This is a genomic window from Pontibacterium sinense (genome assembly GCF_015209595.1).
GTDB lineage: Bacteria > Pseudomonadota > Gammaproteobacteria > Pseudomonadales > Balneatricaceae > Pontibacterium > Pontibacterium sinense.
This window is the reverse complement of sequence record NZ_JADEYS010000001.1, coordinates 65,135-90,619: the sequence shown is the minus strand read 5'-3', so window position 1 is coordinate 90,619 and position 25,485 is coordinate 65,135. Positions and strand designations below refer to the sequence as shown.

The following is a 25,485-nucleotide window of genomic DNA, read 5'->3' as shown; positions in this document are numbered from 1 at the left end:
ATAGCGCAAAGCGTTGGGGATCGTCTTGATTTGAAATCACGCCGGACAGCGTACAAAACGTAACGGGCAGATACAAAAAGAGCCGCGTAATAGCGACTCTTCGATGATCCGTTGGGTAACTACCCCGCTTTAAGCCTCCAGGGAGGTTCGGATCTTCTTCATAGCGTTCTTTTCAAGCTGACGAATACGTTCTGCGGAGACCTGATATTTCGCGGCCAGCTCATGCAAGGTTGCTTTCTCTTCATGCAACCAGCGTTGAATCAGGATGTCCTGACTACGGTCATCCAGCTGCTTCATTGCCGCCATCAGACGCTGTTCAGAGTCCGCTTTCCAGTTGGCATCTTCAACCTGAGACGCAGGGTCTGCACTCATGTCTTCGAGATAGTTAGCCGGAGCGTAGGCAGGGGTTTCGTCATCGTCAGCAACCGGCGCATCAAATGCCGAGTCACGCGCCGCCAGACGTCCTTCCATCTCACGTACAGCTTTAGCTTCAACGCCCAGATCAGAAGCCACGGCATCGACTTCGTCATTGGTCATCCAGGTCAGGCCTTTCTTCATGGAACGCAGGTTAAAGAACAGCTTACGCTGTGCTTTAGTGGTCGCCACTTTTACGATACGCCAGTTTCGCAGGATAAACTCGTGCATTTCAGCTTTGATCCAGTGCACGGCAAACGACACCAGACGCACACCCATGGTCGGATCAAAACGGCGTACCGCTTTCATCAGTCCCACGTTACCTTCCTGAATCAGATCACCCAGCGGCAAACCATAACCAGAATAAGATCTCGCCACATGCACAACAAATCGCAGATGGGACATAACCAGCTGACGGGCTGCTTCCACATCTTCTTCGTAAAACAGACGGTCCGCCAGTTTACGTTCCTCTTCTACGCTCAGCACAGCGATCGAGCTGACCGACTGCACGTAAGCATCCAGATTCTGACCCGGAGAGAGGTTTGTGATGACTTGTAAGCTTTTGCTCAACTTATTTTGACCTCATAGCATATGACGAAAATAAACTCGCCAATATGACCCGCCTAGCAGGATTTAGTTCCAACACGGGCAATTGCGCCCGAAGAGAACAGTGTAAATTAGCGGGGATGCATACAGATTACAAGGCACTGAAGGCGCAGATTCGCCTCATATGAAGATAAATCAAGCAAATCTGCGTTCGGCAAATGCAACAATGGCCGAATGATGGCAAAAACGGGGGGTAAAGCGCATACCAGAGGGCTTTAGTTACCGCGGTTCAACTTCGCGTAAATGTCGACCGACAGCAAGCCACGACCCGGCCAGCCCCAGCAATGTACTCACCAGAATCAGCAGGATAGATCCCTGCCAACCCAGCCCACTGATTTCGAACTGGCTTTCGTACAACTCAGCAAGACGCTCAACCGGCGGTTCCAAGAGCAGCAGGCTCACCTGGATTAACACCCACGCGATTACGCCACCCAGCAGACCGAACCATGCGCCGGTGTAAAGAAACGGACGTCTCACCCAAGCATTGGTGGCACCCACCAGCTTGGCGACGACAATTTCATCACGGCGATTTTCGATCAGCAAACGAATGGTATTACCCACCACCATCAACACAGCGAAGGCCAGTAGCGTACCAAAGACCAAAACACCGCGTTCAGACACGGCCACAAAGGCTGACAGGCGCTGCACCCATTCCATATCCAGCACCGCCTCGTCGACTTCCGGCATAGCTGCCAGTTTCTCCCGTAAGATCGGTAACGCCGTGGCGCTCTTATCTAACGGTAAGACAACAATCACGGTAGGGAGTGGGTTATCCGATAGATACTGTAAGACATCTTCCAGACCCGTACTTTGGCGGAACTCCAGCAATCCCTGATCACGGCTGATCAGTTCAACCGCTGCCAGATCATTGCGCAATAACAATTCACGGCTCAACTGTTCCGCTTTGTCGTTTTGCACTTCGGTATGCAGATACAACGAGATACGAGGCTCTGCGCCCCAGTTCGCACTCAGTTCCTGCAAGTTTTTCAGACCCGCGAGTAACGCACCCGGTAACGCCAGTGCAATCGCCAGTACGGCCAGTGTCATAAATGTGGAGAGCGGGGATGCCCAGAGACGGTGATACGCCTTCGCGGCAACATTGACGTGATTGCGGGTCCAGTTTCGGCGCTGGTCAGCAAACCTGATCTTGTGACGCTCAGCCCCTTTTTGCGGCGGCGCTTGTGGTGCAGGTGCCGCTTGCTTGGTTTGACGCGTGGCACTGGCCGATGGCTGACGCACAGCACCCCGGCGACGTTCATCCGTACGATTAGGCACCGGCGACCAGCCTCCCGCCTTTCAGAGTCAGGATACGGTTACGCATCCGGGAGATCAGGTTGAGGTCATGGCTGGCAATCAGCACGGTGGTCCCGTGACGATTAAATTCCATAAACAGGCGCATGATCTCTTCCGAGAGTGACGGGTCAAGGTTTCCCGTCGGCTCATCCGCCAACAGCAGCTCAGGTTTATTCACAATCGCGCGCGCGATACCCACGCGCTGCTGCTCACCAGTGGATAACATAACCGGTGTCATCTTCTCTTTGGTGAGCAGACCTACTTTATCCAATGCAGCACGGACACGGCGTGCTGCATCTTCCGGCGAGTAACCGGAGATCTCCAGCGGCAGCGCAATGTTGTCAAACACAGTGCGATCAAACAACAGCTGATGATTCTGAAACACCACACCAATCTTGCGGCGTAGATATGGAATTTCACTGCTTTTCAGGCTGGAGAGGTCCTGATCACCGACAAAGACACTGCCCTGTGTTGGCCTTTCCATCAGCATGATCAGTTTCAGCAGAGTACTTTTACCCGCCCCAGAGTGCCCTGTGAGGAAAGCCATTTCCCCATGCTTCAGGTCAAAACTGATATCACTCAGGGCATCCTGCCCGGTGACAAAGCGTTTACCGACTCTATCGAAACGGATCATCCGTTGTACTCTTTTTATTATTCTTCAAACAGTGCGTCGACGAACTCCGTGGAGTTAAACGGACGCAGATCATCGATCTGTTCGCCAACACCAATGAAGCGAATAGGCAGTCCCATCTGTTTCGCAATCGCAAAGATCACACCACCTTTCGCTGTTCCGTCCAGCTTGGTCAGTGTAATACCTGATACCCCAACGGAGTCTTTAAAGTGCTTAGCCTGACTCAGTGCGTTCTGACCAGTACCGGCATCCAGCACCAACATCACTTCATGAGGCGCGTCAGGCGAGAGCTTTTTCATCACGCGCACCACTTTTTCCAGCTCTTCCATCAGGTGATCTTTGTTTTGCAATCGACCTGCGGTATCCGCGATCAGCACATCAACATTTTTCGCCTGAGCAGATTGCAGCGCATCAAAGATAACAGACGCAGAATCCGCACCCGTATGCTGAGCGACCACTGGGACGTCGTTACGCTCACCCCAGACCTGCAGCTGTTCTACCGCCGCCGCACGAAATGTATCACCGGCTGCCAGCATCACAGACTTACCTTCACTCTGGAAGCGCTTAGCCAGTTTGCCGATGGTGGTGGTTTTACCCACGCCGTTTACACCGACCATCAGAATCACGTACGGACCGTCTTTGCACTCAACCTGCAAGGGCTCATCCACATCACCCAGCAAGCCAGCCAGCTCATCTTTCAAAGCTGCCTGCAGCGCCTGAGCATCACTCAACTGATTGCGTTCAACCTTGTCCGTCAGACGTTCGATGATGTCCGATGTCGCTTCAACGCCCACATCAGCCATCAGCAACAGGGTCTCAATCTCTTCCAGCAGATCATCATCGATCTCTTTGGCACCTAAAAACAGGTTGCCCAACTGCTTGGTCAGATTGGCCTTGGTACGACTCAAGCCTGCTTTAATACGCGAGAAGAAGCGGCCTTTTTTCTCTGGCTCAGGCTCTGCAACCGGTACAGGTGCTGCAACAACAGGTTCAGGTTCGGCAACAGGTTCTGGCTCGACAATCACTTCAGGCTCAGCAGCTACGACCGGTGGCTCATGCTCATGCTCTGGCTCTGGCTCTGGCTCTGGCTCTGGCTCTGGCTCTGGCTCTGGCTCTGGCTCTGGCTCTGGCTCTGGCTCAACAATTTCCGGCGCAGGTGTTTCTACTGTTTCAACCGGAGCTTCTACAGCGGGAGCGTCTTCAACCGTTTCAGGTTTAGATTCAACATCCGGTTCCGGCACCGATTCCGTGCGTGCTTCAGGCTCGGCCGTCACATCCGCCGACGATTGCGTCTCCGCGGCTGCTTCAGATTCTGTGGTCGTTGTTTCTTCTGCCGCTACTTCGGCGGAAACAACCTGTTCCTTTTCTGCGTCGCCGCCACCAAAGAGCGATTTCAGCTTTTTAAACATCAGTGTTCCTCAATACAGTACGCAACCCCAACCGATATAATCATCGTCAGTTGTTGCCAATACTGTGATACAAGCGCATAAATTAATAAATTAGGTTCCGGCGTCTGACGAGGGTCTATGCTGTTGTAATCCGGTGAAAAAACCCGAATAGTGATAAAGAAGACCAGCTCAATATAACGCTGACTCGTTGCAGATAAACTTTTATGCAGGAGTCTTTTTGAATTACCGCCCGGTATCTTATCATAGAGCACCAATATCCATACAAAGGAAAGGACAGTAGAGACTTATGTCTGAACCCTATCAGCCTCTGTTTAATCGCACCTACCTGAAAATACTGGTGTGGCTGTCCGCATTCGCCGTACTGTATCTGGCAACGATGGGCAGCCGGGAACCCGACTACCTGGAACTCAATAGTGCCGAAAAGCTCCCTATCTATTGGGTTGAGAATGAATCTGAGCAGACTAACGTAGCCGTTTTGCTTCCTACCGGCGGCGCACTCACCCGCAGCGAAAAGCAGCTCCAAACACTGCTCGCGCAGGTGCTGGAGAATCAAATGGCTGCACAGGTTCTTCCAGAAGGTATCGAATACCAGCTCCAGCAGGCTCCCGATCAACTGATTCTGACGTTCCAGTGGGAAGATCAGGACAATTTACCTGACTGGTCGTCCCTGTTTAACGGATTACTGTCTCCTATCGAAGCCAGTCGCTGGCAACCGGTGTTGGAGAAACTGAAAGCCCGTGATTACCTGCAATCACACAAGACCAATAATCAGCTGCTCAACAGCTATTTTCAGCAGCTGACAGGTGGTGAACTGAGCGATCCCCTGGCGCTGCTCAATAGCCGTTATCAAAGCATGCTGAATAACGCGCGCTTTTTCATCAGTGGAAACGACAGCGATGAGTTGGCCGAACAGCTGATGGATCAGCCGCCACGACTGGTGCCGTCCACCCGCCCGGATCGGAATATCGCCAGCAGTCAGCTTGAGAAGATTCTGCCGTCAGGTAATGACCGTCGTTATCATTTGCTTGTCGGCGCTGAGATTCCGGTACGCAACAGTGCTGACTTCATTGTGCATAAACTTGCCGCTCACACCCTGCAGAATGCGTTGGCTCAAACCAGCACCAGTCTGAAGTTTGAGTATCGACAGCTTTGGTCATCGTTGGAAGATGTTGGTTATCGAGCCTTGCTGCTGCATGCCGACCAGCCCCTGGACAATTTAATGCAGGCACTTGAGAATCGAATCACACCAGAACTGGCCGAAAACAGTCGTGATCAGGTAATCAGCCAGTGGCGAGAGCGAATGACAGAGGAGCGCAACCAGATCAGTGCTCTGCAACAAGTTGCGTTTTACGGTTTGCCTGCTGATACGCTAAATACCTACAGCAAAAGGCTCGGTAGCGTGGATATTTCCAACATCGTGAAACTAGCCAAAGCCAGCGTTCAGCCAGATAATCAGATCCGCATCCGGTTAGCTAACCGTACATCCGCTAATTAAGAGTGAGCCAGACCTTCAATGGGAAGACGAAACGCCCCCCGAAGAAACATCCCGACCACAGAAAAAACCTCTCAGCTACGCATCATTGGAGGGGAGTGGCGCGGTCGCCGTGTCTCGTTCACGCCCGTGCCGGGATTACGCCCGACACCGGACCGGGTACGTGAAACACTCTTTAACTGGCTGCAGCCCTATATCGCGGGCGCGCATTGTCTGGACCTCTTCAGTGGAAGCGGCGCGCTGGGTCTGGAGGCATTGTCACGTGGTGCTGAAACAGTCACCTTTATCGATCAGGAACCGTCTGTCGTACGCCAGCTACGCAACAATCTTCAGCTGCTTAAATGCAATAAAGCGGAAGTGGTGCAGGATTCAGTGCTCAATTGGCTGGAAAATCGCTGTGCGGGACAGGAACAACAATACGACATCATCTTTATGGACCCTCCCTTCCATAAAGATCTGGCCGCACCCTGCTGTGAATTACTGGAAAGGCAGGGACTGTTGGCGGCTGAAGCCGTGATCTACGTAGAAACAGAATCAGAGCTGCGTGATAGCATCGCACCCGCTCACTGGCACCCTCACCGTCAAAAGGAAGCCGGTCAGGTACGCTATCAGCTGTTTATTCGCGAAGATCAATCCTGATCTTCAACCAACACGGTGAGAGGGGCTAACGACTCACCCCTTTCAGATAGGTATCTATCACTTGTTCCGCCTGCTTGTGACCTTTGCACAAAGCAGGCGTCATCAGTGATGTGTTGATCAGGCTGTACATCAGCACCAGCAAGTTATCCGCCAGCAGATCCGGCTTACCTTTATTGGGTTTCGCCGCAATCTGCTTTTGCTTACGCGCTTTTTTAACCAATTTGCCCAGACTTACCAGCCACTGAGCTCTCTCTTCCCTGATCTGCTCAGACAAACTTTCCAACTCAGGGCAGGCTACACCGTTCTGTTGATGGAACACTTGCCAGCGTTGGCGATAGCTATCATCTCCCAACACCAGATCAAACCACTCCAACAGAAACTGCTTAATCGCAACCACCGCACTTTGACGCGCAGCCTGAAGCTGATCAAGAAACACTTCATCCAATGGCAGGCGTCGTTCGTGATACAGGTTTTCAACCAGATCTCTCCGGTTCTTGAAATGCCAGTACAGCGCGCCATGCGTCACGTCAGCCCCCGCCGCAATCGACTTCAGACTGGTCTGACTGATTCCCTGCTGACTGAACATCTCAAGCGCTGTATCCAGCAATGCCTGCTTCGTTTGTTCCGCTTGCTCTTTGGTTCGTCTGGCCACGTTAACTCCTGTTTGTACTGCCCTCGCTATGCTAGCGCAAAACGCCGGAACACCCTGTTACAAACAGATTAAGGTTAACGCACGGTGACGGAGGTGTTACCGCACGGGCAACGCATCATCCAGGTAGAATCGCCCTTCCATATTCTTCAGCTCCCCGGCAGTAACCCCGGCCGGCAACGTAAAGCGCGCTTTAAACTGCCCACCCGCTCTGACCTGACCACTTACATGCGCAACCGAGCGTAGGGTTTTATCACCTTTCTTGAGCAACAATCCCATGACCACCTGTTTCAGCAACGGCCCTTCACGATAACGCCACACTGTATCCAGCGTGCGGGCATCAGGCGATGAGCTTTTCTCCAGCTTCAGGCGCGACTCAATTGCTTTTACGAAGTTCGCCTGCGCCTGCTGACGACGCGCTTCCTGTTTCGCCTGTTCATGTTGAACATACGCACCAAACGCGGTGCCTAATAACGCCTGAACACCGCCACCTTCACCCGCTTTGGCACCCTGACTTTGCTGCCAGAGCACATTATCTTTTAACAAACGGGCATATTGAGGGTTCTGTTTACCCGGTTGGTAATACTGCCTTACAGCCTGCCCCACCTTCGCGGTCTCAGACTGGCGCTCTGCATTCACCGGATGATCATGGGCAAATAGCGCTCGGGCATTACCTTCCAACTTATACTGACGCGCCCAGATACGACTGGCCGCCATCGGATCAAATCCGGCCAAGGCACTGTAGAGGATACCGATCCGGTCAGCTTCACGTTCACTTTCGTGGGTAAAGGCCGCCTGATACCCCCCTTTACGGGCAGAGTTAGAGCGGGCCAGCGCACTCAGCTGAGCATGACTCTGTCGTTCGAATACATGGTTCGCCACTGTATGGGCGATCTCATGCCCCAGCACCGCCGCTAACTCATCATCACTCTTCAGCTGTTTCATCAGTTCCAGATGCACGACGATATAGGTGCCGCCGGTGGTAAACGCATTAAAGCTGTCACGGTCGATCAACACGGGTCGCCAGCGTTCGCTGCGCAGATGGCTGGATGTATGAATCCGGTCGAAGATCCGTACCAAGCGGTAGTACTGATTGCGATCCAGTGCCGCATCGACCTTACGTCCTTCCTTTTTCTCTTTTGCCAGCATCTGTTCTACATAGCGGTTACCCTGAGCAATTTGCTCAGAACGCCCCGCAAAACTCAGACTACGCTGACCGGTCACCCGATCTTCTTCACTGACAGCATCAGCCACCTGATACAGACCTTTGTCGATCTGCTGTAAAGTCTGGCACCCACCCAGAAGTGCAAACACACCTGCGGCAACTACCATCCTGAACATCCGTTGCATCAGATAATACCCCTACGTTATATAGATAAATTGCATAAAAAGACGGTTTTTTATTCCTGATTCAAATCAAACCATTCCATTATAGTATTTGTACGGCACTTGCAATTCGGATAATATGCCGCAAATGCAATATTGCTAATATTTCATCGGAAGCGTACCCCTGCGGGTAAAGTATGAATATCGCCGTATACCCAGGAACATTTGATCCTATCACCAATGGTCATTCAGACTTGGTGGAACGTGCCTCAAAGCTATTCGACAAAGTTGTTGTCGCCATTGCTGAGAGCCCTAAAAAGCAACCTCTGTTGCCTTTAGAAGCACGCACCTCACTGGTCCTTGATGTGGTAGGCCATCTGGACAATGTAGAAGTTGCAGGCTTTGACTGCCTGTTGGCCGACCTTGTCAAAGACCACAATGCTAACATTATATTGCGTGGTCTGAGGGCTGTATCGGACTTTGAGTACGAGTTTCAGCTGGCAAACATGAACCGTCAGCTAGCCCCGCAAGCGGAAAGTATTTTTCTGACTCCAGCGGAACACCTGTCGTTCATTTCATCGACCCTGATCCGTGAAATTGCCACGCTGGGAGGCGATGTGAGCAAATTTGTACATCCAGCAGTGGCGTCAGCCCTGAAAGAGCATCTGGGCAACTAATAAATTATTTGAATCAGTGAGGTAGCCGTCATGGCATTGATCATTACCGATGAATGCATCAACTGTGATGTATGTGAACCGGAGTGCCCGAATGAGGCGATCACTCCAGGGGACGAAATTTACGAAATCGAACCGTCTAAATGTACTGAGTGTGTAGGTCACTATGACACCCCTCAGTGTGTAGAAGTTTGCCCGGTTGACTGTATCCCTAAAGATCCAGATCACGTGGAAAACGAAGATCAGCTGATGGAAAAATACAAGCTGCTGACTGGTTCATAAGCGTTTGATTCCTTTCAAAAAAGCGGGCTTTATGCCTGCTTTTTTATTGTCTTTTTATTCGATCCCGCCGCAACATACCCATAAAATTTGCGCTATCTCATAAAAACCGCTGCGATTGACGTATTAATGCCAATTTTCTGAGAGAAAACTCCCCTCCACAACGGAAATTAGCCTAGACTATAGGAGTTTTTTCAGATCATCGTTTATGGATAGAATCATGTCAGACGTGGCTGTAGCAGCTCTGCCCTCTGAGGTAAGGAATGTATTCCTGATTTCGGATAACACTTCGCTTGTTCCACACCTCACAAGCCTGTTTCCTGCTACCTGTGATCTGCACATCTCCCCATCGGTATCGTCTATGTTGGATACTGAAAAATCGGCCATAACACTCATCCTGATCGACTGCTCCTCCAGCCGCTGGACAGATACGCTTCACCGACTTGAAGAGCTTCAAAAGAATGCGCAGGGATCAACTGTCGCATTACTGAATGTCCCAGAAAAACAAAGCCTTAAACAAGCCCTGAAGTGGCCGGTACTACGCGGGATATTTACCACAGGTATGGGTGCTGACTTGTTGCTGAAGGGGTTTGATGAACTGCTGGAAGGCCGCTATTGGTTCTCCCGCAGTCAGATGAATCAGATGGCCAGTTTCCGTCAGGCGCCGCGTACACCGGCTCCTAAAATCGCTGAAGCACTTAGTCCTCGCGAAATGGAAGTACTGGATCTGACCTCTCAGGGCAAAAGCAATGCCGATATCGCCAAGACCCTGTTTTTAAGCCAGCATACGGTTAAAACCCACCTGTATAACCTATACAAGAAAATTGGCGTGGTTAACCGCACCCAAGCCGTTCATTGGTATCAGGAAAACCATTAAAAAACCCGTAACCGGAATCCAGCTACGGGTTTATCGCATTCAGAATGCTGTCTCCTTAAGCTTACTGCTCTAACCAGTAAATCACCCGGTCACTGCCTCTGTAACGGCCAAAGGTTGCGGTCGCTGAAGGATCGTCCGATCCGCCCCAGTCATATTCCAGCCAATCCGGTACATCGTAAGTTATAGTCACGGCGCCGGTGTTCCCCGCCCCCGTCGCGGTATAAGTCAGATTCGCTTCACCCGCGTCAACATTCGATTCGATCGCCAGATCCGTGGTACCTGAACCAATTGAGACATTGCTGACCACACCCTTATTAGCCAACGCGTCTTCCCCATCGACCTGCAGGGTGATATTACCGGTTGCCAGCAACGTGCAGCTATCATCGGTATTTGTTACAAAACCTGTTCCGTCGTAATACTGGATAAACACGGGCTGGTTCAGAGAAGAGGTTTCGGGCCCGTAGGTGTTCTGGATCTGCATCCGCCCATAGCGAACTTCGGTTTTTGCTCCCACCGCCGCATGATCGTTGCCTCCATCTCCCGAAATATCGACATCAAAGCTGTTCAGTGTTGCATCACCATCGTTTGGAGCAATGGCTAAGGTCAGATCGGTATAGGGGCCGTCTTCTGTAGACAAACGCTTCAACAACAGTTCCAACGTGATAGAGCCCCTGCCCTCAAACCAGATAAAGGAATCAGAAATCGCATCCTTTTCAGCTGTCACTGTGGTATCCGGTGCGCGGTCACTGAGAAGGTTTACTGTCCCACCATCCGGCTTGTTGATCAGCTTAAGGTCCAGCTGTTCAACGTCGTTTAACTTGGCAAATCCACCTTCAGCCGAATAGTTTAGTGTGACCTCGTTTGCTGTATTTTGCGCAACCAATACGAAATTAGTTTCGAACTCTTCCCCCATATAGGTGAAATCTGAAGCCGGTGAGCAGCTAAGATCATGTCTATCTGTAACGCCGGTCCCACCTGCCCCAATAGCAAAGTGGGCGGGGTAAAAGCGACCGATATCATCGCTGATTGCCGAAGGAATGGTCTGCCCCATATACGATGATTCCGCAGCAGTGATAGTAAACACACCCACTTCGTCAATCGTTTGATTGTTGATGGTCACTTCGCCACCGGATTCGATATTCACGGAGGTTACACCTAAATCCCCGTCTGAACCCACAATAGGTGCTTCGAGTTTATGGCTGAGTTCAATGTCATTCAGCAAGAAATTTGGTGTGGGGCCACTATTATCACAATAATTGGCCGGGGTGCTTTCTCCCGTTTGCCATCGCCGCGCAGACACTTTCAGCTTAAAGTCTGCTCCCGCAGCTGCATATGGATCACAAGACGCATCCCCGGTACCACAGACAAAAGGATCATCACTTGCATCCAGTGCTTCTATGCACAACCCTGCCGGTGACACCACAAAAGCATTGCTGCTGCCCGTCACCGTAGCCGTACCTTCAAGCTCATCATCAACTGACAGTTCTGCTTGTGCATGGAGTTTTATCTCACCCGCATCAAGGTAGGCAAACTCGAATTCACTTTCACCATCCCCATTAAACGCCAGCGATACCGTGGTATAACCCTCAGCCAAGCTATCAAGCGATGTCCCATCGATGGTTAAGCCGTCTTGGGCAGTCGCACAGGTACCCGGTGTCTCACAGCTGTACGCAATACCCACATCTACAGTCGAACCAGGGTTCAGGGCAACACAGGCACCGGTCTCAGCATCTGTCTTGAGCGCACTCAGTGTCACGTTATCGCTGTCTTTTCCTGAAATTTGGGCAGCAATCGTGCTGAAGCTGAAGGCTGTATCCTGAAATATAATCGTACCTTCAGCTTCCGGCGCACTGATCTCCTCCCCATCCATCACATCAATATCGATGGTTTCCGGATCGGTGTTGATCAGGTCAAAAGTCACTGAAGTTTCTTCACCATCAAAGGTATAGGTATTGGGGGTATCAAACGAGCCACTGCCAGATTTGAGAGACCAGCCATCCACAGCCGAATCAGTGGTTAACGTAATCACGGTGTCGGCTAATGGTGCGACGGGATTACCGTCAACATCATACGCGGTGATCACTACTTGTGCGGCATCACAGGTCAACGCGGTTGCCGGAGCTGAGATACCGTAGTGATCAACAGGGGAGGCATCTGCACACTCCCGCAATGACCCATCCAGGTTCTTACCTTCGTTCTGGAAGTTGTAGATAGTCGCGATGTGAGCACTGCTGAGATCGTCATCAAACACCAGCACTTCATCGAAATCACCGTGTGCTGAACGCCCGGTTCCCGGGCCCGCAGTATAAGAGCTACGGTTATCACCAAAGTAGAGGCTGAAGATATCGCCTAATGTTCCGGAGAAATCTCTCTCCAGCGCTTTAGAACCGTTCACGTAGGCCTTCATTTTCCCGCTATCGGCGTCTACGGTGACCGCTAAATGAACCCAGGTATCAGAGGTGAAATTATAACTCGATGAGCTTTTCTGGCGGTAATCACCATCCGAGGTATTTTTCAGACCGAACTCCAATCGCCCGTCACTCTCTTTGGCGAGATAGTAATAGATCTTGCTCCCGGTTGTGCCCGACGCATCCATCAGCACCCGGGTATTGCCATCGTTCCAGGCATTGCTCGGTCGATACCAGAAGCTGACCGTATGTGCATCACCCACACCGTTAAGGTCAATCTCCGAATCAATCGCATAGATAGCATCCGCGTCGGAATTGGAACCGATACTACCGGCCCGACAAATTTTACCTTCCGCAATATTTTGGACAGGGCTGGTTACATCGACATCATCCACCCACCCCACAAGGGACCCGTGGTTATTGTTACCACTGCTATCTTTGACTTCATTGGCAACACCTCTCCAACGAATCTCGTCAAAGCGCAGCTCGGCGAGTGGTTCAAACGTTATCTGACAATCCAAAGGCTCACGTGTGCTGCCATCTGCATTATTCCCCGCCAGCTCATTGGTATAGATGCTACTAGCGTCGCTGCTGCTCAAGGTACGGTTATACACCTTGAACTCATCCATCAGGCCTTCAAAGCTCTGAGAGGACGAAAAACCGCCGCCATAGGAATCCTGTTCCTGCCCTATCACCACAGCATCTCTGGGCACGGACAACGCGCCGCTACCCAATCCGGTATCACACTCCTGCAAGCTGCCGTCAACGTACAGGCAACCGCGATCATCCTGACGCGTGATGACCAGATGATGCCAGGCACCATTGGTCAATGTGACACCGCTATCGAGATAAACATCATCATCTTTGATCTGAAGGCGTACACGACTGCTATTGACCAGATAGATCTCCAGCTCATCATCATCGGTATTGGAGCCCAGTGCCTGAAGAATCTCTTGCTGACCTTTACTGGTCGAAGTTTTTATCCACAGGGACACGGACAGATCATCAAGGCCATTAATCAATGAACGAGGCAGATCCAACCAGTCATCAGTACCGGTAGCAGAAAGATCGAGGGCTTTACCCACCCGCGCATCGTCCACCGTCTCCACCTCATTTGCAGTTGCGGAATAGGTGTCCAGCTGATCGGCAAGGACGTTTTCCACCGTACATTCATCAAATCGATACTCAGCGATCGGTTCAGGACTTTCCGCGGGACCTCCACTACAGATCTCGCCCAGCTGGGCACTGGTCACTGCAGAAGCATCATAGGTCACTGTAGATGAAGACGACTTGAGCTTTACCTCTTTTGCACTGATGGCACCAGTGACATCTGAGCCATGCCCTAGCTCTACCTTTTTCTGGCTATAAATCAGCGCTTTTACGTCATCCGTATTTTTAAATTTCACATCTTCTTTGGCAACAATCAGCAGCTGGTTGGCATTACCGTTGCTGTTAATCTCTCCGCGTCCCTCTGACTCAAATTTCTTACGAACAAACATCCGTACAACACCCGAGGACGGCAAAACAATGCTGGAATCCCACTTCATCTTCACATCATCGGTGACGTAGTAATCCCCGGCTTCCATGGTCAGTGTGGCCTGACCTTTAAGTTCGATCTTCTTGTATGTGCCCGGAGAAATTGTGCGACTCTGTTTGTATTCCACCTTAAAGTCACTACCGCCGCTGGATTTAAAGTCGTTGAAGTCCATTGCGGTGGATGGATTGAAGCTGGCGGTACAGGTGGTGTTGCCACAGCTGACACCACCCGAATCATCGTCAATTTCAACTGCATCGATAATATTGTCAGGGCTGTTGATCACCTTGGTGCCCCACTCAAACTTCACTTCACCACTGCTGCTATGGCTCTGAACACCGTCCGGCCAGATTGCCGCACAGCCACTCGCCGCTGGTGGGGGAGGCGGTGGTGTAACAGCACCGCCGCCGCAAAGATCACCAAAAGCCGCCGCGGAAACGGCAGATGGAAGGTAATTCACCTTAGAGGCTGAGCTGCGCAGTTCGACACTCTTACCGCTGACCGCACCATTCACCTCAGCACGATTGTAGAGACGCAGGACTTTCTTAGCGTAGATAAATCCAGTAACCGTGACATTGCTGGATAACGAAACTTCTCCGCGACTGAAGACCACCAGTTGGGAAGCATCACCACCACTATTGACATCTGATCCAGACTCAAATTTACCGTTACCTTTCAACAGGATACGAACGACACCAGAACCGCTTATATTGATCTGAGCATCACTTTTCAGAGTGAGGGAACCACGAAGCTGATAGTCTCCCGGTGTCAAAGTTGCCACTGCTCGGGAGTTCAGACGAATATCGTCGTAAATGCCCGGCAGTAAGGTACGCGTTTCCCGATAACCGATTTCAACGTCATTGTTGTTGTTCGGAAAATCGTTGTAGTCCATGGAGGTAGCAGCGGAACCAGTACTGCCACAGGAGGTGGTATTGCAGCTGTTGCCGCCGGAGTTGTCGGTGAGCCGCTTTGTCGAGAGGATGTTGTCTGGGCTACCAGTAACTTTAGATGCCCATTCGAACTTGACCGTGCCGCTGTTACTGTTCGTTTGCACGCCGTCAGGAAATACCGCACTGCACTCAGGCGTGGCGGCAAAACTTTGCGCGAGTCCGATCAGACTCAAAAAACATATCCACAGGGCTTTAAGTGACAAGCTCTTCACTGACCGAAACTCCATATATCTCATCCAGCTGAAAATAACAGCAGAGCGCAATCGCAAACAATCAGCATAGCCCTGAACTAAGGCTTTTGCAGCTTCGTAGCGTTAATGACAACCGTTTGTTGCGTTATATCAGGGTATCGGCTGAGCAGATCAAAGATTGATAGTCAGCTTGTGCAGCTCAAACTCAGCGTCCAGACGCTCGCCAATCACATTCTGAGAAGCCAGATGGTGGGCGTATTGCATATGTAAGCACCGCACCTTATCCCAGTGGCGGATGCCGCCGATGCCGTATTGATTAAACAGATCGGTAAAGCCGAGTTCATCAATGCGTTGCTGGTCTTCCTTACGCATCAGTTTCCAGCGCAGATCAACATAGGCCTGCTGATTCGCCAAGAATGCGGTACGTAGATCATCGTCGGCTTCCAGTTCAGCTTCGATCTGTTTCACCCAACCCGAGGTTTCTATCTCTGCGATCGCCTGGTACAGATCTTTGGAACACAACCAGAACAGCGTGGGAAATGGCTGATCTTCCACCAGCGACTGCATCTGAAGCACCAACGGCACACCCGTATCCGTCGCAACGGCGACACCGGCTAGACCACGGGGTTTACGACCCAGTTGTTTTTCGATCAGTTCAAGTTGGTGTGCGGAGGGCTCAGACATGGGATTCCAGCAATTTGTAGGTGAGTTAAAACAGGCGACATTATAGCGTTAAACGTTGCCGTACTCTTCCCCCACACCTAACCAACGGCGGATCATTGGCTCGACATGCTGGGGATAACCGTGCATCTGACCCGCCACTTGTTTTACACGGGTGAGCAGGTCTGAATCTCGCTGCAGATCGGCAATCTTAAATTGCATCATACCAGTCTGTCGGGTGCCTAAGACCTCCCCCGGACCACGCAGCTCCAGGTCTTTTTCAGCAATTTTGAAACCATCAGTCGTTTCACGCATCACCTTAAGACGCTCCCGCCCCTGTTTGGAAAGCGGTGCGTGATACATCAGTACACAGAAACTTTCGACCGAACCTCGACCTACTCGACCACGCAACTGGTGCAATTGCGCTAACCCCAAACGTTCCGGGTTTTCGATGATCATCACACTGGCATTGGGCACATCCACACCAACCTCGATCACAGTTGTCGCCACTAACAGGTCCAATTCAGCGGCTTTAAAACGGCCCATCACTTCCGCTTTTTCCGCCGGTTTCATCCGTCCATGAACCAGACCAACACGCAATTCAGGTAAGGTTTCCGTTAACTGCTCAGCAGTCACTTCCGCAGCCTGACACTGTAATGCTTCCGACTCTTCGATGAGTGTACAAACCCAGTACACCTGACGCCCGTCACGACAGGCTGAGCGCACCCGCTCAATCACCTGATGACGACGCTCGTCCCCGATGACCACGGTTGCAACCGGCGTGCGTCCCGGCGGCAATTCGTCAATGATAGAACAGTCCAGATCGGCATAGGCGCTCATGGTTAATGTGCGAGGGATCGGTGTGGCTGTCATAATCAACTGGTGTGGAGATAATTCACCGTTGCGGCCTTTTTCGCGCAGACTCAACCGCTGGTGCACACCAAAGCGGTGTTGCTCATCCACCACCACCAATCCGAGGTCGTGAAACACAACCTCTTCCTGAAACAATGCATGGGTACCAACAACAACGCGCGCCTCTCCGTTGCGCATCGCTTCCAGCTGAGTTTCCCGCTGCTTACCTTTAAGCTTACCGGCCAGCCACGCAACCTTAATGCCCAACGGTTCCAGCCAGGCGGTAAAGTTATTGAAGTGCTGTTCAGCAAGGATCTCGGTCGGCGCCATCACCGCGGCTTGCAAGCCACTTTCAACCGACTGTAACGCTGCCAGCGCAGCCACCACCGTTTTACCTGAACCAACATCACCTTGAACCAGACGCAACATCGGGTAAGGCTGCTGCAGGTCCTGCGCAACTTCCGCACCGACTCGCTGCTGAGCACCGGTCAGCGGGAACGGAAGCCCCTGTAAGAACGGTTGCGTCAGCTGACCGCTGGCCTGCAGAACCGGAGCACCTTTTTCACGTGTTTTCTCACGCAACTTAAGCAAGGAAAAATGGTGTGCCAGCAGCTCTTCAAACGCCAACCGGCGCTGGGCGGGGTGTTTGCCATCCAGCAACAAGGGCTGATCAACATCAGCTGGGGGATGGTGCAAGTAGCGGATCGCATCGTTCAACTCCGGCAATCGCCATTGCTGGCGGATGTTGTCCGGTAACAGTTCCTGCAAGCCCTGACGATCCAGATACGTTAATGCCTGGGTCGCCAAGCTACGCAGACGCGTTTGGTGTAGTCCGTCTGTTGTGGGATAAACCGGCGTCAGGTTTTCTGCCACAGGTGTCAGCTTATCGCTATCAAGCTTGGTATATTCTGGGTGCACCATTTCCAGTCCCGCCGCACCGGTTCTGGCTTCGGCAAAACAGCGGATACGACTGCCTGGCTTCAGACTGTTTTTTTGTGCGGCGTTAAAGTGGAAAAAGCGTAGCGTCAGCGTGCCGGTACCGTCCTGAATACGGCATAGCAGGCTACGACGACGCCCCTGCACCACATCTGCAACTTTGACTTCACCTTCTACTACACACTCGTCACCCGGCCGTAGAGAGCCTATCGGTACGATTCGGGTACGATCCTGATAGCGTAGCGGCAGATGAAACAACAGATCTTGTACGGTATGAATGGCGAGACGCTCAAGCTTCAGGGCCAGCGCGGTCCCTACGCCTTTTAGATCGGTAACCGGTATTTCAGCGAGCGGTTGGGACATCAGCGACCACTGGCTCCCAACAATCGACAACGACTAATCGCCTGTACCAGCACATCAATCGCCTGGGGACGGGGGAAACTGGCACGCCATGCAACCGCCACGGTGCGCATCGGACCCGGCGCTTTAAATGGACGTGTCACCACCATATCAGAACGGTAGTGGGTATTTTTAACGGCCGAGGACGGCAATACGCTAGCGCCTAAGCCGGACGCGACCATCATACGTATCGTTTCCAGCGAACTGCCTTCCATCACCGTATGTTGCTCATGCATTGACTGATTCAGGGTAGGACAGGCTTCTAGCACCTGATCCCGGAAGCAGTGGCCCTCCCCCAGTAATAACAGCTGAGTCTCCGATAACTTACCGCTGTCGACCTCTTTATTCGAAGCCCACGGGTGTTCAGCAGGCAGGAGCATTTCGAAGTTTTCATCGTAAAGCTCACGTGTCAGCACATCCGGTTCCTGAAACGGCATGGCGATAAGAATCGCATCCAGATCACCGTTACGGATCTTCAATCGCAGCGTTTCGGTAAAGTTCTCTTCGATGTAGAGTGGCATCTGCGGTGCTAAGGACTGCACCTCCGGTACCAGATGGGGAAACAGGTAGGGTCCGATCGTATAGATCGCACCGATACGCAGGGGGCTTTTGAGCTGATCTTTACCCTCATGCGCCAGATCTTTGATGGTTTCCGCCTGCTCCAATACGCGTTGTGCCTGCTGCACAATTTTGTCACCCACCGGGGTCACTTGTACGGAGTTCTTACTGCGCTCAAACAGCGGTATACCCAACTCCTCTTCCAGCTTTTTCACCGCGATTGACAGCGTAGGCTGGCTAACGAAGCAACGTTCGGCCGCACGGCCAAAGTGTTGCTCTCGAGCGAGGGTCACGATATAACGCAATTCAGTGAGGGTCATCCTGAGACTTCCTTTGCTATTATGCCTGCACACACCATATGGAGAGAGTGATGCCGAAGCAGTCAGTTCTAATCGCCGGATGTGGCGATGTTGGTTGCCAACTTGGACTTAACTTACTAGATCAGGGTCTGGAGGTATATGGCCTTCGTCGCAATATAGACCAGCTACCCGACGGCATCCAAGGTATCGCAGCAGACCTCGGTAATCCTGAGACACTTCGTGATCTACCTGCAACTACCATTGTAGTGTATGCCGTTGCGGCTTCGAGCCATGATGAAGAGGGATATCGCCGTGCATACTGCGAAGGACTGAAAAATTTGCTGGCAGGTCTACCGGAATCTCCACAACATCTGTTCTTTACATCCAGCACATCGGTCTATCACCAAAACGACAATGGCTGGGTCGATGAAACAAGTCCAACACAACCTGCCAACTTCTCTGGCCAGATCATGCTGGAAGCGGAACACATCGCTCTGCACAGCAAAATTCCAGCGACAATTGTGCGCTTCAGTGGCATCTATGGCCCTGGACGGAATCATTTGATCAATCAAGCGCGTAACGGCCGCAGCGCACCCGCAGAACTCGTGCTGTTCAGCAACAGAATTCACCGGGATGATTGCGCCGATGTGCTCGCCCACCTGGTCAGCCGTAGCCTGAATGGAAATCCACTTGCCCGCGTCTATCTGGCAACCGACGACGAACCCGCGCCACTGCATGAAGTGTCTGAATGGCTGGCACAGAAACTAGGCGTGGACATTACTGATCGCAGTGCAGGTCGTCGCACGGGAAGTAAGCGATGCAGTAACCGGTTACTGAGAGCAACCGGTTACAACTTCCGTTATCCAACCTATCGGGAAGGTTATCTTTCGGTATTACATACCGACAATTAACGATCCAGATGCTCGTCGCGTAGCTGCGGGTCGAGCGTCGCAGGCAGCGGCGTGTGCTTGTAATACTGATAACGGTTGAAGCGATATTCCAGCAGACGGAAGATACCGATCATCAGCGCACCGATAATCAGATACACCATACCTGCCGCCATAAACATCTCCAGCGGCGTGTAGGTGCGCGCAATGATCGTACGGGCCATACCCGTCAGATCCAGCAGCGTAATAGTCGACGCCAATGCGCTGCCTTTCAGCATCAATACCATCTCATTACCATATGCTGGCAGAGCAATACCAAACGCACGCGGTAATACCACGCGGCGGATCATCAACGGACGGCTCATGCCCATCGCCTGTGCCGCTTCAATCTCACCCTTAGGGATCGCCTGAATCGCGCCGCGAAACAGCTCGGCACTGTATGCCGCCGTGTTCAGGGTGAAGGCAATAATCGCACACCAGTACGGCTCTTTCAGAACAACCCAAAGCACAGACTCTTTCACCGCCGCAAACTGCGATGCGCCGTAGTAGATCAGGAAGATCTGCACCAGCAACGGTGTACCACGGAAAAAGAAGATGTAGCAAAACGGCAGGACACGAATCCAGAAGTTCTCAGATGAACGCGCCAGCGCCAGCGGAACAGCCAGCGACAACCCCATCAGGCCAGAGACCAGCACCAGCTCAAGCGTGAGCCATGCACCGTCCAGCAGGCGGGGTAGATATTGCAGGATAACGCCCCATTCCCAAGTCATATGCGCGCTCCTTTGCCAGCCGGATCAGCACGACGCTCCAGCCACTGGGTGGTCAACGTCGCCAGCACGGTCAGCCCCAGATAGATACAAGCCGCCGCCATATAAAAAGTGAACGGTTCTTTGGTCGAGCCAGAGGCCACATACGCCTGTCGCATCAGGTCGTTCAAGCCCACTACTGACACCAGCGCGGTATCTTTCAGCAGCACCTGAAACAGGTTGCCCAGTCCGGGAATCGCAAGACGCCAGAGCTGTGGCAAGATAATCCGGAAGAACGTCTGCAACGGACTCATGCCAAACGCATAAGCCGACTCCCACTGCCCTTTCGGAATGGCCAGCATCGCCATACGGAACACCTCGGTGGCATAGGCACCAAAAGCGATCGACAGCGCGCCAACCCCCGCGATAAAGGGGCTGATTTCGATGTATTCTTCGTAGCCGAAAAAACCCATAAACCACATCAGCAGCTGGGAGCCACCAAAGTAGAGGGTCAACACCAGCAACAGTTCAGGGATACCACGCACAACCGTGGTGTAGAACGTTGCAATGCCACGCAGGACACGAAAAGGGGAAAGTTTAGCGGCAGCGCCCATCAGGCCAAACATCAGACCAACAATCAGACTGGCTAACGCCAGCTGTACTGTGACCCATGCGCCTGAAATCAGGAGGTGCCCAAATCCTTGCAGATCCATGTATTCAACCGGATAGTGGCGGGGACAGCAAAGCCAGCCCCGCAGTCAGATCAGTAGATGGAGAACGGGAAGTACTTCGCGTTGATCTTCTCGTAAGTGCCATTCTCAACGATCGCTTTCAGTGCATCGTTGATACGGGTGCGCCATTTAGAGCCTTTACGCAGTGCGATGCCGATCTCATCGTTGATATCGATATCGTCGCCTTTAAACTCAAACGCGCTACCGGCATCAGTATTCAACCAATCGTACGCTGGGAATTTGTCAGACAGCAGCAGGTCCAGACGACCGGAGGTCAGATCCAGATAGGCGTTATCCTGAGTGTCATACAGTTTCACATCAACGATGTCACCCAGATTGTCTTCCAGGTACTGACCCGCGATAGTTGCACGCTGTGCACCGATGGTTTTACCTTTCAGAGCCGCTTCAGAGGTATCTGCTGCCTGATCTTTGCCCGCAACAAATGCCAGAACGTTGGAGTAGTAACGTTCGGTAAACTCAACAACACGCTGACGCTCAGGCGTGATAGACATAGAGGCGACGATAGCGTCATATTTACGCGCACGCAGACCCGGAATAATACCGTCCCAGTCCTGAGCCACGATTTCGCAATCAGCCTTCATTTCTGCACACAGTGCACGGGCGATATCAACATCGAAACCTTCCAGCTCGCCTTGAGCGTTCACCATGTTGAACGGTGCATATGCACCTTCGGTTGCGATGCGCAGTTTATCACCGGCGATAGCCTGGGTTCCCATCACCAGGGAGCCTGCCATAAGCGCTACTGCGCCAATCAGCTTATGAAGTTTCATCTCTAGGTTCTCTCTATTGAGTTTATTGTTGTTTGATTTTTTTTACTGGTGGCTGGCCATGAAATCCTGCACACGGGCAGATTTCGGTGCATCGAACAGCTGTTCCGCTGTACCGCTCTCCTCAACCTGTCCCTGATGCAGGAAAATCACTTGTGACGAGACATCACGGGCAAAACGCATCTCGTGCGTTACGATCAGCATCGTGCGCCCCTCTTCGGCCAGCCCACGCATAACACTCAGCACTTCATTGACCAGCTCTGGGTCCAGTGCGGAAGTCGGTTCATCAAAGAGTAGCAGCTGAGGGTCCATCGCCAAGGTACGAGCAATAGCAACACGCTGTTGCTGACCACCCGACAAATTACCCGGATAAGCATCTTGCTTGTCCAGCAGGCCGACTTTGCGCAGCAATTCCTGAGCACGCACAACGGCTTGGTCTTTAGGCTGTTTCAGCACCTGAACCGGCGCTTCGATGATGTTTTGCAGGATGGTTTTATGCGGCCACAGATTGAACTGCTGAAACACAAAGCCGATGCGGGAACGCATTTGTTCCAACTGTTTGCGATTGGCAGCCACCAGCGCGCCGTCTTTGGCAGTTTTTAGGGCCAGCTCTTCTCCGCCAACGCGGATCTGTCCCTGATTTGGACGCTCAAGCATATTGATACAACGCAGGAGGGTACTCTTGCCCGAGCCACTGGAGCCCAGAATGGAGACAACGTCACCCTCGTTGGCGGTCAGAGACACCCCTTTCAGGACCTCAATATCACCATACGATTTATGTATATCAACAAGCTCAAGTGCAGATTGCTGGTTGATCATATTCTGATTCCTAAGCCATGTTTAGCGCACGTGTTTGTGCGTCTGTGGCGGTCAACTGCCGGGGGTCGCCCGCGCAGGATTAGAAACACTTATTTCGCATAAGAAATAAAAGAGATCAATTTTGCCGGATATTTACTAAAAGCGCAATTGGTGAATAATCCATCACTCTGCTGCATTTAGGCATGATTTCAAACGTATATCTTCTGATGCCTTAACCTATTGAACAGGCAATAAAAAAGCGGTGCTGAGGGATGCAGAACCGCTTTATCAACATCAGAACTAAAGAGTGTTTTCTTTAACCGTTCCAGTCTGGAACACAAAGTAAAAAAACAATAGGACATTATCTCAAGTTATGTGAAGCAACTCCGCTTTCTGAAGATGCCTACACCGAATATCAGCCACCAAAAGAACATATACAAGAAGCCAACTACAATCTGGATTGGGAGCCGGTGATGATATCGCTACCGAAGCCCTGACCACAAAAGAACAGGTCATCACCCGCACTGTATCCACAGCGTCAATCTCGTTAGCGAAATACCGGTATCCCACACTGTAGACCCGATCTGCACCTTCGCCGCCGGATATCTGGCTGGTTGAACCGGAACTAAGACGGCCTCATCCCCGTGTGCGGGATGCCATGCTTCAATACGATTTTTTATCTTTAAGCTTTTTTCCACGTGGAGTAGGCAAAATCGAGCTGCCCCACAGCAGATATTTCAACCGAGCGTTTGGCGGGAAATATGAGTACAGACAGACTGCAGTTGGAAGATCAGTAACTCATCAGCACGAACGATGACTCGAGTCTGGCTATTTACAAGAAGTTCAGTACCTTTCTTATTCCCGCTCGCATCAAACAATTGAGCCGAGATCCCTGTACCTGACGGATCATCTGAAATGGCATTCTCACCCTGATATGCAACGACAAAGCCTCCGCTGGACAGTAAAGAAACTGACGTCTCTGCCTGAGAGCCCTGAGTATAAGCATTAATAAGAAACTCAGTATCTAAAGGCATTCCACTTGAATCGTGACTTTGTCCATATAATCCTGCTTCATTGCCTTCCTTCCCCCACGAATGCCAAACAACCACATAACCGATATCGGTCGGCGTTCTCTGTGCCATCATCAGTCTCTCTGTATATTTAAACTTCCTGCTGACAGCCCATACATGCAGTAAAGTGATATTGTTACAATAACGTTAGAATTGAGAGAAATATTAGCAGGGGTTCAATAATGGGATCATCCCCCAGATGGGGTATGTAACCGCTGAATACAGAATTTTCTAGCAGTTTGTTATTGCGCCTATAGGTCGCAAACTGCGATCGACAATAGAGGGATAATCGGTAATTAAGGCTGAGAAAAGATAAAAATAATCAGCGCCAGAATACCAGCACCGCTGTTTAGCGGTTTGGCTTCAAATGATCGGTTTAATCGTTGAAGTCCTAAATATCGAAGTCAGACAATACCTGATCTAGCATCATAATGACCTCGCCATTGCTAAATCAATCTCCATACCGTCCAGACCACTCGCAGCCACTTCGACCCAGCCTTCATAGACAAAATGTACGCTGTCACCCGCTTCGTCGGTACTAAACAATGTATTATCCATATCGATGCGCGCCAGCAGTGCACTTTGATCCACAACCACTTCGCTACCTGACAGCTCGAGCGTATCAGCATTGCCAAACTGCGCCACGATATCACTCAATACAAAGCCATCATCGGTTTGCAACAGGCCGATCTGAGCCCCGTTGATATACACAGTTGAGGTGTATGTAAAGCTATCTGGCGCACCCAGTGTATGATCGGTAGCCGGATTAGTCACAACCGTATTTTCCTGATGCATTTGGGCGTAACAGTTCAACTGAAGCTCTTCGCCCACTTCAACGTTCTCCTGATCGTATGAACTGAAGCTGTTGATCGTCCCAATCAAGTTTGGTGTGGTGATATCACCTACATTTGGACGGGCCAACGCTGGGCCTATCTTGCAGTAGTGTTGGATCTATATGCGAGGAAACCCGTGGGATGGGCTTTGTCACTTAATCCTGATAGCGATCTGACAGAGAAAGCTTTAACGATGGCATATGAGCTACGCGGAAAGCCTAAGGGACTGATGTTCCATTCGGATCAGGGCTGCCAGTACACCAGCTTAAAGTTCCGCCGATTACTGTGGCGTTATCAAATTAAGCAGAGTATGAGTCGCCGAGGAAACTGTTGGGACAACGCGCCCATGGAGCGTTTCTTCAGGAGCCTGAAGCATGAATGGATACCTGAAACAGGTTATGGCTCTTTCTCAGAAGCCAAACACGCGATAACAGATTACATCGTTGGATATTACAGCCAGCAGCGGCCACATCAGTACAACGGGATGTTGCCACCGAACCTGGCAGAACAGAAATACTGGAATGACTACAAAGTGGTGGCCAGTTCTACTTGACCA

At 51.5% G+C, this 25,485-nt stretch carries 22 protein-coding genes and 1 pseudogene; 7 read left to right on the top strand and 16 right to left on the bottom strand.

Annotated features, from left to right (window positions below):
• Positions 1-129: 129 nt before the first annotated feature.
• The 4 genes from rpoH to ftsY form a co-directional block, all read right to left on the bottom strand.
• Complete coding sequence (gene rpoH, locus IOQ59_RS00375) at positions 130-984, bottom strand: RNA polymerase sigma factor RpoH (RefSeq protein WP_193951271.1); 855 nt, start codon at positions 982-984, stop codon at positions 130-132.
• A 255-nt stretch (positions 985-1,239) separates the two neighbouring features.
• On the bottom strand, positions 1,240-2,295 hold the full coding sequence (ftsX, locus tag IOQ59_RS00370; RefSeq protein ID WP_193951270.1) for a permease-like cell division protein FtsX: 1,056 nt from the start codon (positions 2,293-2,295) through the stop codon (positions 1,240-1,242).
• Positions 2,288-2,947: a cell division ATP-binding protein FtsE gene (ftsE, locus tag IOQ59_RS00365; RefSeq protein WP_193951269.1), complete on the bottom strand. Its 660-nt coding sequence runs from the start codon at positions 2,945-2,947 to the stop codon at positions 2,288-2,290. The genes ftsX and ftsE overlap by 8 nt, the downstream gene beginning before the upstream one ends.
• Before the next feature lie 17 nt (positions 2,948-2,964).
• A complete protein-coding gene (gene ftsY / locus IOQ59_RS00360) occupies positions 2,965-4,353 on the bottom strand; it encodes a signal recognition particle-docking protein FtsY (protein WP_193951268.1) in 1,389 nt (462 codons plus the stop codon).
• Between the two features lie 286 nt (positions 4,354-4,639).
• Here ftsY and IOQ59_RS00355 point away from each other — a divergent pair, with 286 nt between their 5' ends.
• A complete protein-coding gene (locus IOQ59_RS00355; RefSeq protein WP_193951267.1) occupies positions 4,640-5,848 on the top strand; it encodes a peptidase M16 family protein in 1,209 nt (402 codons plus the stop codon).
• A gap of 18 nt (positions 5,849-5,866) precedes the next feature.
• Positions 5,867-6,484 carry a 16S rRNA (guanine(966)-N(2))-methyltransferase RsmD gene (gene rsmD, locus IOQ59_RS00350; RefSeq protein WP_193951266.1) on the top strand — a complete coding sequence of 206 codons (618 nt, stop codon included), beginning with the start codon at positions 5,867-5,869 and terminating at the stop codon, positions 6,482-6,484.
• Between the two features lie 25 nt (positions 6,485-6,509).
• Here rsmD and IOQ59_RS21435 read toward each other — a convergent pair whose 3' ends face one another.
• Positions 6,510-7,136: a TetR family transcriptional regulator gene (locus IOQ59_RS21435; protein WP_193951265.1), complete on the bottom strand. Its 627-nt coding sequence runs from the start codon at positions 7,134-7,136 to the stop codon at positions 6,510-6,512.
• 96 nt (positions 7,137-7,232) lie between these two features.
• Positions 7,233-8,465, bottom strand: coding sequence for a M48 family metallopeptidase (locus IOQ59_RS00340; protein ID WP_228050583.1), 1,233 nt, complete (start codon positions 8,463-8,465; stop codon positions 7,233-7,235).
• 191 nt (positions 8,466-8,656) lie between these two features.
• Here IOQ59_RS00340 and coaD point away from each other — a divergent pair, with 191 nt between their 5' ends.
• From coaD to IOQ59_RS00325, 3 genes are all read left to right on the top strand, one after another.
• A complete protein-coding gene (gene coaD, locus IOQ59_RS00335) occupies positions 8,657-9,136 on the top strand; it encodes a pantetheine-phosphate adenylyltransferase (protein ID WP_193951263.1) in 480 nt (159 codons plus the stop codon).
• Positions 9,137-9,166: 30 nt separating this feature from the next.
• Complete coding sequence (locus IOQ59_RS00330) at positions 9,167-9,415, top strand: YfhL family 4Fe-4S dicluster ferredoxin (RefSeq protein ID WP_193951262.1); 249 nt, start codon at positions 9,167-9,169, stop codon at positions 9,413-9,415.
• A gap of 217 nt (positions 9,416-9,632) precedes the next feature.
• Complete coding sequence (locus IOQ59_RS00325; protein WP_193951261.1) at positions 9,633-10,289, top strand: LuxR C-terminal-related transcriptional regulator; 657 nt, start codon at positions 9,633-9,635, stop codon at positions 10,287-10,289.
• A gap of 61 nt (positions 10,290-10,350) precedes the next feature.
• Here IOQ59_RS00325 and IOQ59_RS00320 read toward each other — a convergent pair whose 3' ends face one another.
• The 4 genes from IOQ59_RS00320 to IOQ59_RS00305 all read right to left on the bottom strand — a co-directional run bounded on the left by IOQ59_RS00320 (position 10,351) and on the right by IOQ59_RS00305 (position 19,097).
• Positions 10,351-15,354, bottom strand: coding sequence for a LamG domain-containing protein (locus IOQ59_RS00320; RefSeq protein ID WP_193951260.1), 5,004 nt, complete (start codon positions 15,352-15,354; stop codon positions 10,351-10,353).
• Positions 15,355-15,543: 189 nt separating this feature from the next.
• Positions 15,544-16,056, bottom strand: a complete 513-nt coding sequence (locus IOQ59_RS00315; RefSeq protein WP_193951259.1) for a DUF501 domain-containing protein — start codon at positions 16,054-16,056, stop codon at positions 15,544-15,546.
• Between the two features lie 48 nt (positions 16,057-16,104).
• Positions 16,105-18,183 carry an ATP-dependent DNA helicase RecG gene (gene recG, locus IOQ59_RS00310; protein ID WP_193951258.1) on the bottom strand — a complete coding sequence of 693 codons (2,079 nt, stop codon included), beginning with the start codon at positions 18,181-18,183 and terminating at the stop codon, positions 16,105-16,107.
• Positions 18,183-19,097 (bottom strand): hydrogen peroxide-inducible genes activator, encoded by a 915-nt coding sequence (locus IOQ59_RS00305; RefSeq protein ID WP_193951257.1) that lies wholly within the window; start codon positions 19,095-19,097, stop codon positions 18,183-18,185. Before IOQ59_RS00305 ends, recG begins: the two co-directional genes overlap by 1 nt.
• A 50-nt stretch (positions 19,098-19,147) precedes the next feature.
• Here IOQ59_RS00305 and IOQ59_RS00300 point away from each other — a divergent pair, with 50 nt between their 5' ends.
• Positions 19,148-19,987, top strand: coding sequence for an SDR family oxidoreductase (locus tag IOQ59_RS00300; RefSeq protein ID WP_193951256.1), 840 nt, complete (start codon positions 19,148-19,150; stop codon positions 19,985-19,987).
• On the opposite strand, the gene IOQ59_RS00295 is transcribed toward IOQ59_RS00300, so the two are convergent.
• The 6 genes from IOQ59_RS00295 to IOQ59_RS00270 all read right to left on the bottom strand — a co-directional run bounded on the left by IOQ59_RS00295 (position 19,984) and on the right by IOQ59_RS00270 (position 25,017).
• Positions 19,984-20,733: an ABC transporter permease gene (locus IOQ59_RS00295; protein WP_193951255.1), complete on the bottom strand. Its 750-nt coding sequence runs from the start codon at positions 20,731-20,733 to the stop codon at positions 19,984-19,986. The two genes, IOQ59_RS00300 and IOQ59_RS00295, sit on opposite strands and share 4 nt — an antisense overlap.
• Positions 20,730-21,422 (bottom strand): ABC transporter permease, encoded by a 693-nt coding sequence (locus IOQ59_RS00290; protein ID WP_193951254.1) that lies wholly within the window; start codon positions 21,420-21,422, stop codon positions 20,730-20,732. The genes IOQ59_RS00295 and IOQ59_RS00290 overlap by 4 nt, the downstream gene beginning before the upstream one ends.
• Before the next feature lie 50 nt (positions 21,423-21,472).
• Positions 21,473-22,231, bottom strand: coding sequence for an ABC transporter substrate-binding protein (locus tag IOQ59_RS00285; RefSeq protein WP_193951253.1), 759 nt, complete (start codon positions 22,229-22,231; stop codon positions 21,473-21,475).
• A 42-nt stretch (positions 22,232-22,273) separates the two neighbouring features.
• A complete protein-coding gene (locus IOQ59_RS00280; protein ID WP_193951252.1) occupies positions 22,274-23,047 on the bottom strand; it encodes an ABC transporter ATP-binding protein in 774 nt (257 codons plus the stop codon).
• A gap of 716 nt (positions 23,048-23,763) precedes the next feature.
• Positions 23,764-24,171 carry a hypothetical protein gene (locus tag IOQ59_RS00275; protein WP_193951251.1) on the bottom strand — a complete coding sequence of 136 codons (408 nt, stop codon included), beginning with the start codon at positions 24,169-24,171 and terminating at the stop codon, positions 23,764-23,766.
• Between the two features lie 351 nt (positions 24,172-24,522).
• The gene (locus tag IOQ59_RS00270; RefSeq protein WP_193951250.1) at positions 24,523-25,017 is read right to left on the bottom strand and encodes a hypothetical protein; all 495 of its coding nucleotides are present in this window, start codon (positions 25,015-25,017) and stop codon (positions 24,523-24,525) included.
• Here IOQ59_RS00270 and IOQ59_RS00265 point away from each other — a divergent pair.
• A pseudogene (locus tag IOQ59_RS00265) lies at positions 24,958-25,482 on the top strand (IS3 family transposase); the annotation flags it as partial. The gene IOQ59_RS00270 and the pseudogene IOQ59_RS00265 sit on opposite strands and share 60 nt — an antisense overlap.
• Positions 25,483-25,485: the final 3 nt, after the last annotated feature.

What these genes read in the sequence shown, in the direction of transcription:
- ftsE (WP_193951269.1), bottom strand. Translation starts at nt 2,947, where the DNA reads ATGATCCGTTTCGATAGAGTCGGTAAACGCTTTGTCACCGGGCAGGAT.
- ftsY (WP_193951268.1), bottom strand. Translation starts at nt 4,353, where the DNA reads ATGTTTAAAAAGCTGAAATCGCTCTTTGGTGGCGGCGACGCAGAAAAG.
- IOQ59_RS00355 (WP_193951267.1), top strand. Translation starts at nt 4,640, where the DNA reads ATGTCTGAACCCTATCAGCCTCTGTTTAATCGCACCTACCTGAAAATA.
- rsmD (WP_193951266.1), top strand. Translation starts at nt 5,867, where the DNA reads ATGGGAAGACGAAACGCCCCCCGAAGAAACATCCCGACCACAGAAAAA.
- IOQ59_RS00340 (WP_228050583.1), bottom strand. Translation starts at nt 8,465, where the DNA reads ATGGTAGTTGCCGCAGGTGTGTTTGCACTTCTGGGTGGGTGCCAGACT.
- coaD (WP_193951263.1), top strand. Translation starts at nt 8,657, where the DNA reads ATGAATATCGCCGTATACCCAGGAACATTTGATCCTATCACCAATGGT.
- IOQ59_RS00330 (WP_193951262.1), top strand. Translation starts at nt 9,167, where the DNA reads ATGGCATTGATCATTACCGATGAATGCATCAACTGTGATGTATGTGAA.
- IOQ59_RS00325 (WP_193951261.1), top strand. Translation starts at nt 9,633, where the DNA reads ATGTCAGACGTGGCTGTAGCAGCTCTGCCCTCTGAGGTAAGGAATGTA.
- IOQ59_RS00315 (WP_193951259.1), bottom strand. Translation starts at nt 16,056, where the DNA reads ATGTCTGAGCCCTCCGCACACCAACTTGAACTGATCGAAAAACAACTG.
- recG (WP_193951258.1), bottom strand. Translation starts at nt 18,183, where the DNA reads ATGTCCCAACCGCTCGCTGAAATACCGGTTACCGATCTAAAAGGCGTA.
- IOQ59_RS00305 (WP_193951257.1), bottom strand. Translation starts at nt 19,097, where the DNA reads ATGACCCTCACTGAATTGCGTTATATCGTGACCCTCGCTCGAGAGCAA.
- IOQ59_RS00300 (WP_193951256.1), top strand. Translation starts at nt 19,148, where the DNA reads ATGCCGAAGCAGTCAGTTCTAATCGCCGGATGTGGCGATGTTGGTTGC.
- IOQ59_RS00295 (WP_193951255.1), bottom strand. Translation starts at nt 20,733, where the DNA reads ATGACTTGGGAATGGGGCGTTATCCTGCAATATCTACCCCGCCTGCTG.
- IOQ59_RS00290 (WP_193951254.1), bottom strand. Translation starts at nt 21,422, where the DNA reads ATGGATCTGCAAGGATTTGGGCACCTCCTGATTTCAGGCGCATGGGTC.
- IOQ59_RS00285 (WP_193951253.1), bottom strand. Translation starts at nt 22,231, where the DNA reads ATGAAACTTCATAAGCTGATTGGCGCAGTAGCGCTTATGGCAGGCTCC.
- IOQ59_RS00280 (WP_193951252.1), bottom strand. Translation starts at nt 23,047, where the DNA reads ATGATCAACCAGCAATCTGCACTTGAGCTTGTTGATATACATAAATCG.
- IOQ59_RS00275 (WP_193951251.1), bottom strand. Translation starts at nt 24,171, where the DNA reads ATGATGGCACAGAGAACGCCGACCGATATCGGTTATGTGGTTGTTTGG.